The 12,920-nt window shown below is 39.0% G+C and carries 12 protein-coding genes; 2 read left to right on the forward strand and 10 right to left on the reverse strand.

Going from position 1 to position 12,920, the window contains the following annotated elements:
- The first annotated feature begins 26 nt into the window (after positions 1–26).
- On the forward strand, positions 27–1,838 hold the full coding sequence (locus OCV73_RS06360; protein ID WP_147550464.1) for an alpha-1,3-galactosidase-related protein: 1,812 nt from the start codon (positions 27–29) through the stop codon (positions 1,836–1,838).
- Positions 1,839–1,912: 74 nt separating this feature from the next.
- Here the strand turns inward: OCV73_RS06360 and OCV73_RS06365 are convergent, their stop codons facing one another.
- The 10 genes from OCV73_RS06365 to OCV73_RS06410 all read right to left on the reverse strand — a co-directional run bounded on the left by OCV73_RS06365 (position 1,913) and on the right by OCV73_RS06410 (position 11,790).
- Positions 1,913–3,562 carry a peptide MFS transporter gene (locus OCV73_RS06365; protein WP_147550466.1) on the reverse strand — a complete coding sequence of 550 codons (1,650 nt, stop codon included), beginning with the start codon at positions 3,560–3,562 and terminating at the stop codon, positions 1,913–1,915.
- A gap of 37 nt (positions 3,563–3,599) precedes the next feature.
- Positions 3,600–4,037: a SufE family protein gene (locus OCV73_RS06370; RefSeq protein WP_147550468.1), complete on the reverse strand. Its 438-nt coding sequence runs from the start codon at positions 4,035–4,037 to the stop codon at positions 3,600–3,602.
- 28 nt (positions 4,038–4,065) lie between these two features.
- On the reverse strand, positions 4,066–5,055 hold the full coding sequence (locus OCV73_RS06375; RefSeq protein WP_147550470.1) for a M28 family peptidase: 990 nt from the start codon (positions 5,053–5,055) through the stop codon (positions 4,066–4,068).
- 61 nt (positions 5,056–5,116) lie between these two features.
- Positions 5,117–6,040 carry a S66 peptidase family protein gene (locus OCV73_RS06380; protein ID WP_147550472.1) on the reverse strand — a complete coding sequence of 308 codons (924 nt, stop codon included), beginning with the start codon at positions 6,038–6,040 and terminating at the stop codon, positions 5,117–5,119.
- A gap of 83 nt (positions 6,041–6,123) precedes the next feature.
- Positions 6,124–7,437, reverse strand: coding sequence for a ribosome biogenesis GTPase Der (der, locus tag OCV73_RS06385; protein ID WP_147550474.1), 1,314 nt, complete (start codon positions 7,435–7,437; stop codon positions 6,124–6,126).
- Between the two features lie 41 nt (positions 7,438–7,478).
- The gene (gene era / locus OCV73_RS06390) at positions 7,479–8,363 is read right to left on the reverse strand and encodes a GTPase Era (protein WP_147550476.1); all 885 of its coding nucleotides are present in this window, start codon (positions 8,361–8,363) and stop codon (positions 7,479–7,481) included.
- A 185-nt stretch (positions 8,364–8,548) separates the two neighbouring features.
- A complete protein-coding gene (locus OCV73_RS06395) occupies positions 8,549–9,541 on the reverse strand; it encodes a beta-ketoacyl-ACP synthase III (protein WP_147550478.1) in 993 nt (330 codons plus the stop codon).
- 75 nt (positions 9,542–9,616) lie between these two features.
- Entirely contained in the window at positions 9,617–9,802 is a 186-nt protein-coding gene (gene rpmF / locus OCV73_RS06400) for a 50S ribosomal protein L32 (protein ID WP_147550480.1), read from the reverse strand.
- Positions 9,803–9,815: 13 nt separating this feature from the next.
- Positions 9,816–10,403, reverse strand: coding sequence for a YceD family protein (locus OCV73_RS06405; protein ID WP_147550481.1), 588 nt, complete (start codon positions 10,401–10,403; stop codon positions 9,816–9,818).
- A gap of 232 nt (positions 10,404–10,635) precedes the next feature.
- Entirely contained in the window at positions 10,636–11,790 is a 1,155-nt protein-coding gene (locus tag OCV73_RS06410) for a sensor histidine kinase (protein ID WP_147550484.1), read from the reverse strand.
- A gap of 144 nt (positions 11,791–11,934) precedes the next feature.
- On the opposite strand from OCV73_RS06410, the gene OCV73_RS06415 reads away from it, so the two are divergent.
- Entirely contained in the window at positions 11,935–12,846 is a 912-nt protein-coding gene (locus OCV73_RS06415) for a tetratricopeptide repeat protein (protein WP_147550486.1), read from the forward strand.
- Positions 12,847–12,920: the final 74 nt, after the last annotated feature.

Here is a 12,920-nt window from a genome sequence, read left to right on the forward strand (position 1 = left end):
AACACAAACTTATTTATATAAACACGATGCATATACTACATAAAACTCTCTGTATACTCCTCATATTATGCTTTATAAATACGGGAAATATAACCGCTCAAACCTCCATATCCGTATCAGACTTCGGATTAAAGCCCGACACGCGGGAAAATGCTGTATTATATATCCAGAAGGCACTGGAAGCATGTAAAGATAAAGATAGCGTCATTTTATCTTTTCCCCGAGGCAGGTATGATTTCTGGCCGCAATATGCCAAAGAAAAAGATTATTATGAAACAAATACTTATGACGTTTTCCCTAAACGACTGGCTATACTACTGGAAGAAATAAATCATTTTACGCTGGACGGCAACGGCTCCGAATTTATCATGCACGACCGCATACAACCCCTGACAGTTGAAAGATGTAATCATATCACACTGAAAAATTTCTCCATAGACTGGGATATTCCTTTAACCTCGCAGGCAGAAATCATATCGATCGGGGACGAATATATAGATCTCAAAATAAATACACTACAATATCCGTATATTATTGAAAATGAAAAACTGGTATTCACAGGAGAAGGATGGAAAAGTGCGATAACCCTTGCTATGGAATTTAACCCGAATACCGGATTAATAGAACCACAAACAGGAGGTCAGTATGCCTTAGGAAAAGGATGGAAGGAATACAAAGCCTCATCGTCCGTTTATGGAATAGTACGTATGAGAAGGGACGGAGGATTTAAAAGATATCCTGCCATAAGGAACGTTCTGGTCCTGAGACACAGTACGAGAGACCATGCAGGTATATTTATCTGTAACAGCAGCAACGTCAACTTATCCGGCATTCAGTTACACCACGCTGCCGGATTAGGCATATTGGCGCAATATTCCGAAAACCTGAGTTTTAAACAGGTCAATGCTGTTCCTAATGCTCAAAAAGGAAGACTGTTCAGCGGACACGATGACGGTTTTCATCTTATGGGATGTAAAGGAAATATTAGTGTCGATAGTTGCCGGTGGGCCGGACTGATGGACGACCCTATAAATATTCACGGTACTTGCGTAAAAATCGTCGATATTCTTTCGACGAATAAAATTAAATGCCGGTTTATGCACGAAATGAGCCGGGGCATGATATGGGGTATGACTGGAGATAAAATCGGATTCATTGAAAACAAATCTATGGAAACATATGCCACAACAACAATAAAAAATTTAAAAATAATCGATATCAACGAATTTGAAATAGAATTATCGGCGCCAGCCCCCGAAAGTTTAAAAATAGGAGATGCTCTGGAAAATCTCACATGGACACCAGACGTAGATATACGCAATTCTTTTTTCGGCTCCTGTAGGGCAAGAGGAATATTAGTTTCCACTCCGGGCAAAGTCGTTATAGAAAATAATATATTCGAATCGAGCGGCTCTGCCATATTAATTGCAGGTGATGCCAATAACTATTATGAATCAGGAGGCGTAAAAGACGTTCTTATTGCAGGAAACGAATTCCGGTATCCTTGCATGTCTTCATATTATGAGTTTTGTGAAGCTGTCATAACCATTAAGCCGACCATTCCGGAACCTGATATAAACAAACCTTTCCATAGGAATATCAGAATATTGAATAATAAATTCAATCCTTTCGATTATCCTATTATATATGCACTTAGCGTGGACGGCCTTCAATTCAAGAATAACACCATCGAAAGGAACCATACATTTAAGCCTTTTAATCAAATAAAAGATGGAATAACATTGATAAAATGCCGGAACGAAGTCATTAAAAACAATATAATAACAGGTGATGTCTTGAGTAGTAAAAACGGAAAACTTACTATCGTAAAGAAATAAAAATTATTTCAAGCAGCATAAAAAACGGAGGACTTGTTTTTTAGTCCTCCGTTTTTTATTATTGCTTATAAATCTTATTTTGCAACTGCTTCAAGACGTTTCATCAAAGCAAAGATAATTAAAGCCGAAGCTAAACAACATCCAATAAAGATACTCCATAATTGCCACAACTCTAATCTTTCCCAGAAATAGCTTCCGACAAAAAGAAGCTTGTTTCCTATTGCCGTAGCACCTAACCAGCAACCCTGCATAAGACCTTTATACTGGGGAGGAGCAACCTTGGAAACAAAAGAAATACCCATAGGGCTCAAACATAATTCGGCCAATGTCAATGTAAAATATGTACTTATCAACCAATAAGGCGAAACCAAAGAAGAACCTTCGGACGCCAGTTCTTTCGGTGCTGTCAGCCCCATAGAAGCAAATACCATGATTGCAAAGCCTATAGCCGCTATTACCATACCATAACCTATTTTACGGGGAGTGGAAGGCTCACAGTTTTTCTTGTTCATCCACGCAAATGCACCTACTACAACCGGGGTAAGGAAAACAATAAAAACAGGATTAAACTGCTGGAATTTTGCAGGAGTAATAGGATTTTCCGCTCCGAAACTGGTATAGAACAAATAAGAACCGACCAATCCTGCGACAGCCAGAACAGCCCCCACAATTTTATTCTTATTGCTGCCTTTTCGTATAGCAAGTATTAAACCGCCGACAAAGGCTATGACAGAAAGGAAGGCTCCTAAATTAAAAAACATATTAGTGAAAGGACCTACCTCGTTTACCGTGTAGTCTTTAGCAAACTGGTTTAACGTCAAACCATTCTGGTGGAAAGCCATCCAGAAGAAAATAACAACGAAAAATACCATACCCAGTGCGGTAAGACGTTTTTTTGTTTCAGCAGGAGAAATAGATTCGACTTTCATTCCCTGGGCGGCCGCACTCTTCGAATTAAAATCGCCTGGTGCTAAATATTTACGGTAGCCAACATATACCAACATCGAAACCAGCATCGCAAAAGCAGCCACTGCGAAAGCATAATTATAACCTGTGGAAACTGCATTGATATATGAATGGGCAAAAGTACTGTAATCGGCAATCGGCGTCATGGAAGCCTTATCTGCCAACTCCTGGAAATAAGCGACATCCAGTCCTTTAGCTCCGTCCAGATACTGATGGCATAAAGAAGGAAGCTGCCCGTTATAAATAAAATGAGAACCTTTTAATACGTAATTCAACATTCCTTCGGCAGCAGACGGAGCAAAAAAAGCACCGATATTAATACACATATAAAAAATACTGAAAGCGGAATCCCGAAGCTTTCCGTACTTTTCATTTTCATACAAGTTCCCGACCAATGCCTGAAGATTTCCTTTAAAAAGACCGTTACCCAATGCAATGATAACAAGACCTCCGTAAGTAATCATACGGTTATCCACAGGCACGGTAAGTACGATATACCCCAGTAACATGGTTACGATACCTACCAGAATGGTACGTCCCAATCCGGTATATTTATCCGCCATTATACCGCCCAGCAAAGCCATAGCATATATTCCAAAATAGAACCAGCTATAAACATCGCCCGACTCGGCAACGCTCATTCCGTAACGGGCCTGTAAAAAGAAAACGAGGATCGCCATCATGGTATAAAAACCAAAACGCTCTCCCATGTTGGCAATAGAGGCAATAATTAATCCTCTGGGTTGACCTTTAAACATAAGCTCAGATGTTTTTTAATAGTTTATATTAGATTTGTTACTTTATCTCCTGTTCGTTTTTTACTTTATATGCCAGGGCATACATATTCATCTGTTTTACCATAGCTACCAGTCCATTGGAACGGGTAGGAGACAAATGTTCTTTAAGCCCTATCTTTTCAATAAAATACAAGTCCGCATTTAATATCTCGTCCGGAGTATGTCCTGAAAGTACCTGTATAAGCAATGATACAATCCCTTTTACGATAATCGCATCGCTTTCGGCATGAAAATAGACTTTCCCGTCATGATAATCGGCTTGTAGCCATACCCGGCTCTGACAGCCTTCTATAAGATTCTCCGGCGTTTTATATTGTTCGTCCAGCGATTCCTGAGAATTACCGAGGTCGATAAGCAAAGCATACTTATCCATCCAATCCTCAAACTCTGAGAATTCATTTACGATCTCATCCTGTGTTTCATTTATTGTTTTCATTTTTCTATCGTATAATTTTATAACCCTGCTACTCTTCATACAGTACAGTAAGGACCGTTTGTCCTACTGCCTTCAGAGTAACGGGATCTATATGTTCCATCGTATCGTCGACCGTATGCCATTGCGCCGGAAATCCCGTAGGAGTGTTAGGTTCAAAATGTATAATATCGACAGCAGGTATACCTACTTTATTGACATATACATGATCATCGGTAATATAACCGCCATCCCGATTAATAAAATATTTTCCATAACCGATACGTTGTGCTGTACGCCATATACGGTTCACTATCCCGGCCGCATAGTGCATGGAAAATTGTTCTTTATAAAATGTAGCATAACTGTCGCCCACCATGTCCAATAATATCCCGTAACGGGCTTTATATCCTGGCTGGTGAGGATGGTTTGCCCAGTATTGCGTACCTAATGCCCAGGAGTCCTCTGAATAGTCTCCGGTCCAAAACTCTGGTATTCCATAATCTTCCGCATCAAAAAAGATAATATCCACACCTACTTTCGGGAGATTCTTTCCCAGCTGCCGGGCTATTTCCAGCAACACGCCCACTCCGCTGGCTCCGTCGTTCGCCCCGGCTATAGGTTTCCGCCAGTTGGCTTCGATAACATCATGATCGGCATAAGGCCGCGTATCCCAATGTGCAAAAAGCAGAATACGGTCTTCCTTATCCGGATTATAACTTCCTATTATATTACGTATATTCAGAATAGTACCGTCATATGCAGTAACTTGCCCTTCCTGAACCTGTACCTGTGCACCATGCCGGTTCAGTTCCGAAGAAAGGAATGCTGCTGTTGCCTCATGTTCCGGAGTATTGGGTACACGATAACCGAACTCGACTTGCCGTTCAACATAACTATACGCACTATCTTCATCAAAAACCGGTATTTCTGTTATAGGGGTATCTTTCATTGAAGTTTGTAATTTCTTCTCCGACTTGACAGAACAACAGGACAATAATAAAAATATCCCGGCTAAGTAACAAATTCTACATTTCAACATCTTTACAGCGATATATCTGTCAAAAATAACTATTCTGCATCAAAATCACAAATCGTCATTATCATTTTCCTACAAAATTCAGCATCACACTTTTATTCGTAACCGAATAATTAACAAAGGCTCCTTCTATCAACGGATAATTGTTACAGACATGTCCGGCCGGAAAACCGAAACATACGGGATAATCATATTCCTTTACCATATCCGATATCATTTCATATACCGTATATCCCAATCCGGGATCTTCTTCATATTCGGTAAACTGACCTACTATTAATCCTGATAGCTCTTTCAAAATCCCGCTTAATTTCAAATTATAAAACATCCGTTCCAGTTTATAGGGCTTTTCCGCTATATCCTCGACAAACAAAATCCTTCCCCGTTGAAATATATCGTAAGGAGTCCTTAACAACCCGCATAAAACTGCCAGATTTCCACCACATAAAACGCCTTCGGCCCCCCCCGGTCGGTTCAGTTGATGTCCTGGAACCACATAACCAGGCATGGCTCCAAACAAGATATCACGAATCAGACAAGTAACCGGATGGTCTACCGGTTCTTCAGTCAAATGTTTACACATGGATGCATGCAGCGACATAACACCGGCGGACAAAAAAGCAGCATGCAAAGCAGATATATCACTAAAGCCTATCATCCATTTCGGATTGCGGTTTATCAACTCCGGGTCTATTAAAGATAATAGATGTACAGCTCCATAACCTCCCCGGCTGCATATTATAGCTTTAACTTCCGGATTCAATAATGCCTCCCGAAAATCATACAGCCGTTCTTCTATAGTCCCGCTGAAACTACCGCAATGGCCTTCGCAATACTTACCTCGCACGACTTTCAGGCCCCAACCGGCAAGTACGCGCTCGGCCCCTTCTATCAACGAAACATCTATCACACTCGCAGGCGATACGATCATGACAGTATCTCCTGACGTTAAAGCATCCGGTTTTTGCATATCTTTCTTTTTATCCATACAAAGATAAGAAAACTATTTATAGGATTTTCCTATCGCTTTAAAAGACAAGAGCCGTCTTGAATGACGGCTCTTGTCTTTTGTTATTTCTCTCTCATGAAAATATTGACGGGAGTACCGGAAAAATTCCAGTTACTACGTATCTTATTCTCCAAATAACGTTTATACGGTTCTTTCACCCATTGCGGCAGATTACAGAAGAATATAAACGTAGGGACATATGCCCCCTTGAGCATAGTCACATATTTTATTTTTACATATTTACCTTTATGTGCCGGTGGCGGATAGCTTTCGATAGCGGCAAGCATTACTTCGTTCAGCTTAGAAGTAGGAACATGATTCCTGCGGTTTTTATATACCTGAGCTGCCGTCTCCAGAACTTTGAATATTCTCTGCTTGGTCAACGCCGAAGCAAAAATAATAGGAAAATCCACAAACGGAGCAAACCGTTCCCGAATAGCTTCTTCAAATACTTTTATAGCTTTTGTCGATTTATCTTCTACCAGATCCCATTTATTCACACAGACAACCAAACCCTTTTTGTTTTTCTGGATAAGGGAAAAAATATTCAGGTCTTGTCCTTCGATTCCCCGTGTAGCATCGATCATCAAGATACATACATCGGAATTTTCTATGGCCCGAATAGAACGGATTACCGAATAATATTCCAGATCTTCGGTGACTTTGCCTTTTTTACGTATCCCCGCCGTATCTACCAGATAAAAATCAAATCCGAATTTGTCATAACGAGTATAAATAGAATCCCGTGTCGTTCCGGCTATATCGGTCACAATATGACGATCTTCACCAATAAATGCATTTACTATAGAAGATTTTCCGGCATTAGGACGCCCGACCACGGCAATACGGGGAATCTCTTCGATAACTTCCTCTTCAACCTTTTTACTGAAAGATCTTATCACCTCATCAAGCAGATCGCCTGTACCTGAACCATTTACTGCAGAAATACAGAAAGGCTCGCCCAATCCGAATTTATAAAACTCGGCGGCGTAATATTGCAAATCATTGGAATCTACTTTATTGGCAATAAGAACGACCGGTTTTTTATTCTTACGTAAAATGGAAGCTACATGTTCATCCAGATCCGTTATCCCGTTTCTCACATCTACCACAAATAAAATCACGTCCGCTTCTTCAATAGCGATAGCTACCTGCTTGTTTATCTCTTCTTCAAATATATCTTCAGAGTTTACGACCCAACCGCCTGTATCTATAATCGAGAACTCCTGGCCACCCCATTCAACTTTTCCATATTGGCGGTCACGGGTCGTACCCGACATTTCATTTACGATAGCCTGGCGAGTCCGGGTCAGCCGGTTAAAGAGAGTCGATTTTCCCACATTGGGCCGGCCTACAATTGCTACTATATTTCCCATAAATTCTTTTTTTATTGTCCGACTATCACAGCCGGAATCGGTTATTCGGGAATATACCCGAAACTTTTAAGTTTATTATCACGATTCCTCCAGTCTTTTTCTACCTTGACAAACAATTCCAGATATACTTTTTTCTGGAAAAATGCTTCTATATCCTTGCGGGCCAGAGTTCCGACCTTTTTTAAGGCCGATCCGCCTTTGCCTATTACGATGCCTTTCTGAGAGTCCCGCTCCACATATATCACAGCCATGATATTTATCTGAATTTCATTTTCCTTGAATTCCTCAACCACTACTTCGCAGGAGTATGGGATTTCCTTATCATAAGTAAGCAATATCTTTTCGCGGATTATTTCCGTTACGAAAAAACGAGCCGGTTTATCGGTAAGTGCATCTTTATCGAAGAAAGGAGGTGAAGGCGGCAACAAATCCTGAATACGCTTCAACAGATAATCCAGATTGAACTTATACTGAGCCGATACCGGAATGATTTCAGCCTTCGGCAACAAGTTAGTCCATTCCGCCACCAATTTCTCCAGGTCTTGCTGATTTTTCAACAAATCAATCTTATTAATGACCAGCAGAACCGGTACCGTCTCCTTAGATACCTTCTCCAGAAAATTTTTGTTCTTCGTAGGTGTCTCCACTACATCCGTAACATAAAGCAACACATCGGCATCCATCAATGCAGATTGAGAAAAATTCAGCATTGCTTCTTGCATCTTATAATTCGGGGATAACACACCGGGAGTATCTGAATAAATTATTTGCATATCCTCCGTATTCACAATACCCATAATGCGATGCCGTGTCGTCTGAGCCTTAGAAGTAATAATAGAGATACGCTCTCCTACCAAAGAGTTCATCAAAGTAGATTTACCTACATTCGGATTACCCACAATATTTACAAATCCCGCTTTATGCATATCTTTTCTATTAAATTATTTATCAACAGGCTAAGACTACTTTATCGCTACAAAATTAAATAAATTTTCTCAGTTATGAAAATATAGCGGTCTACACCTGATTATGAATCACATCCTTTATTATAATGCAACAAAAAAACGCATCATATGATGATGCGTTTCAATATAAAGAATGCTTATGTTTCTTATTTTGAGTTATATCCCCATTTGAGATACAATGCTCCCCACGTAAATCCGGCTCCAAAAGCAGTCAATATAATCTTGTCTCCTTTTTTAAGTTCATGCTCGAATTCATCAAGGCACAAAGGAATAGAAGCCGCACTCGTATTACCGTATTTCTGAATATTTACAAGTAACTTTTCAGGAGCTATTTTGGCACGGTCGGCTATCGCTTCGATAATACGAAGATTCGCCTGATGAGGAACAAACCAATCTATAGTATCTACAGTCAAGTTATTACGTTTCATTACACTTAATGAAGACTCCAGCATATCGGTAACGGCATGCTTATAAACAGCACGTCCCTCCTGATATACATAATGTTCATCATTATTGACCGTTTCATGTGTGGCAGGATGCACCGAACCACCTGCTTTCATCAACAAATGAGGTAAACCTACACCGTCAGTCTTCAAGACTGCATCCATAACGCCTTCTTCCTCGTCTGTCGGAACCAGCAAAACGCCGGCAGCAGCATCACCGAATAAAGGACAGGTAGAACGATCTTTATAATTCGTCATCGAAGACATTTTTTCGGCAGCCAAAACTATTACTTTCTTATACAAACCGGATTGGATATATGCTGCACCAGCCTGCAATGCCACTAAAAAACCGGCACATGCTGCCTGGATATCGTAGCCGAAAGCATTATGAAGACCTGACTTCTCTGCAATAATGGATGCGGTAGAAGGAAACCGATAATCGGGATTGGACGTCGCACATATCAACAAATCTATCTCTTCAGGCTTTGTTGCAGTTTTGTCCAACAATTTATCTACGGCTCTGTAACCTAAATCGGACGAACCGGTTTCCTCTCCTTTCAGTATTCTTCTTTCCTTTATACCCACTCGAGTAGTGATCCACTCGTCATTAGTATCAACCATACGTGACAGTTCATCGTTGGTGAGTACATAATCAGGTACGTAAGAAGCAATACCTACAATCTTAGCATGTTGCATATCAGCTTAATTTAAATGCATGGAAAAAAGCCCTAAATTTCTTTAGGGCCAGAAATTTGTTTGCGTATTCTGCAATTATACGGCAGCTTCTTTTTCAATAGCTAATTTACCTCTGTAGTATCCACATTCTCCACACACAGTATGATATACGTGCCATGCGCCGCAATTAGGACATAATGCCAATGTAGGTGCTACAGCCTTGTCATGAGTTCTTCTTTTGGCTGTTCTCGTTTTCGATTGTTTTCTTTTAGGATGTGCCATTTTCTTATTACTTTTAATTATTATCTATTAATTTCTTCAATTCGTCCCATCGCGGGTCCGTCGTCTCATCATCTGGCTCAGATACAATATCGTCTTCTACATCAAATTCCTCCGATGTTTCTTCATTTTCGCCTCCGTCATCAGTACTCTGCGCAGTATGTTTACGCAATTTCGCACTCATACTTTTATTGCATTTTCCGGCCGGATGTACATGCTTTAAAGGAATAGTCAATGCTATGAATTCATACAGAAACCAGGCAATATTAATCTCGCCCTCTGCTTCAGGAACGATAACGACGTTATCATTCTCATCACTATATTCCGCTCCAAATTTGACATACAGTTTCTCCTTGGTATCCACTTCCAGATCCAAATCGTCCAGACATCGGTCACAAGGAACCTGAATAACTCCGTTTATCACGAAATCCAACTCAAATACATCTGCCGTACGCTTTACAGATAAAGTTACACTCACCTTTCCTTTTTGTACTTCCGGACCATCGATATTCCTAAAAAATTCGTTATCCAATAAATACTCATAATGATGAGTACCTACCGGCAGACTTTTAAGTGGCAATTTGTATAAAGTAAACTTTCCCACGGTTGCTGTCGTTAAAACTCCGCAAAGGTATAAAAAATAATCCTTATTAATCAACCTTTTCGTAGCTTTTTATTTCTTCTTCACAAAATTAGAGAAAGGAATTACATCACTCACACAGAAGCGCGGGTAAATATTTCATAATTGTAAAGCCTTATGAAGAATCTTAAACGCCTTACTTTGCCACGGAAAAAGCAACATAAACATTTCTCTATCGTTTGTCGGGAAACAGGCATCAACCTATGCGTTTCAATTCAATTCGGAAAGTAGTACCTTTTCCTATTTCCGATTCCTTAACATAGATTTTCCCGTTATGATATTCTTCGATAATACGTTTTACAAGAGCCAGCCCGAGCCCCCATCCCCGTTTCTTAGTCGTATATCCCGGATTAAAGACCGTTTTAAAATTCTTCCGGGCGATTCCTTTTCCCGTATCTTTCACATCAATATAAATAACCTGACGTTCCGTTGTAAGCGAAACGTCGATACTCCCAACTCCTTCCATAGCATCTACCGCATTTTTGCACAAATTCTCTATCACCCATTCGAAAAGAGGAAGACACAACATAGTACCTTCCGCATCATTCGGCATATAAGTTGTAATAATGACTTTATCACTCACCCGTCTGCGCATATATTCGGTAGCATTCTGGAGAGCTTCATTGACATATACTAACTCTTTCTCAGGCTCCGAACCGATTTTAGAAAAACGGTCGGCGATAACTGACAAACGTTTTACATCTTTATTCATATCGGTCAATAACTCTTTGTCCACTCCATTCAACTCCAGCAAATCCATCCAAGCCATCAAAGAAGATATGGGAGTACCCAACTGATGCGCCGTCTCTTTAGACAACCCAACCCATACTTTGTTCTGCTCCGCTTTCTTGGTACTTATCAATGCAAAATAAGCAATAACGATAAAAAGCAGCATCACTCCTAATTGTATATATGGATAATAAGAAAGACGCTTTAACAATATTGAATCATCATAATATAAATATTGCATAGCATCACCGCTCAAATATATTTCAATCAGATTTCCATTTTCTTTGAACTGTTTTAATTTTTTATAAAGAAACTGTTCTTCATTTTCTTCAGGTAATTGTATATTCAGATATTGATTAATACTGTCACGTTCATCCGCGATTATAACAGGAATAGAAGTATTACTTTGAATAACCTTTAAGATAAGGTCCATATTCATATCCATATTTTCACTGGCAAGCTCCCGTGTAGCTTCCGCCCATATCTCCATTTTGTTTCTTTCTTCAACAGAAAGAGCCTTCACCAAATCATTGGAAATATAAACGAATACAGCAACTAATACGACCGAAACGATCAGGAATGTTAATTTTACCCGTTGACGGGCATCATATATATTCTGCATGTGTAAACCGATATATTAAGTAAACGCACTTTTATATCGAATATTGCGACATAAAGTATAGTTCAAATTTAAAAAAGAAAAAGGAATAATCAGGAATTTATTTTTATTATATTTGAAAAATCAACCGTTCAAATTACTTATTCTATGAAAACGCACCTTCTTTTTTCCGTCTTATTATCCAGCATATTTTCTCTAAATACATTGTTAGCTAACGACCACTGGCCACAATTCCAAAATTCATTCAATAAAAAAGATACGATTGCCCAGAAAAATATTTTAGATTCCTGGAAAAAATCCGGTAATAGAAGCCCCGAATATTATATTGCATGGTTCAACTATTATATTTCTGCTGCGAAAGAAGAAATATTAATATTAGATACGGAACTGCCGGTCGAAAAAGAACACATAGAACTGCAAGAAGAAGATACCCTCAAAGAAAAAGCTTCAAAATATATATATAGTGATATACATTATAAAAAAAGTTCAATCAATAAGGCTATAGCCTATATAGACGAAGGAATACAAAAATATCCTTCGCGCCTAGACCTGAGACTCGGAAAGATTTACATCTTGCAGGAAATAAAAGAATACGATGAAATGAGCGATGAAATAATAAATACAATAAAATATTCAAAACAAATTAATCATAAATGGTCAGGCGAAGCCGACAATCAAATGCCAGATAATAAAGAAGAGCTGATAAACATTATGCAAGACTATATTCAAAACCTATTCCATAATAACGAATACAAATACATAGAAAAAGTCGCACGTTCCATATTAGCTATCTATCCTAATGATATAATCAATTTATCAAATATATCTATTATATATATTATTAACAAAAAATATGATATAGCCATTAAAACATTACTAAAAGCTCATGATTTATCACCTGAAGATTATATCATTTTGCAAAATCTGGCTTATTCCTATCAACAAAAAGGAGATAAAAATAATGCGATCAAATATTACAAACTAGCATCCTTGTATGGAACCGAAGAAATTAAAACATTTACAGACGCCGCCATACGTGAGTTAGAGGAAAAACAATAGTATTATTTGGATTCTTAATGAATAAAGGGTATATATTTTCTTAGGAATATAACTGATTATATCTGACTGGCATT

The organism is Barnesiella propionica (genome assembly GCF_025567045.1).
Taxonomy (GTDB): Bacteria; Bacteroidota; Bacteroidia; order Bacteroidales; family Barnesiellaceae; genus Barnesiella_B; species Barnesiella_B propionica.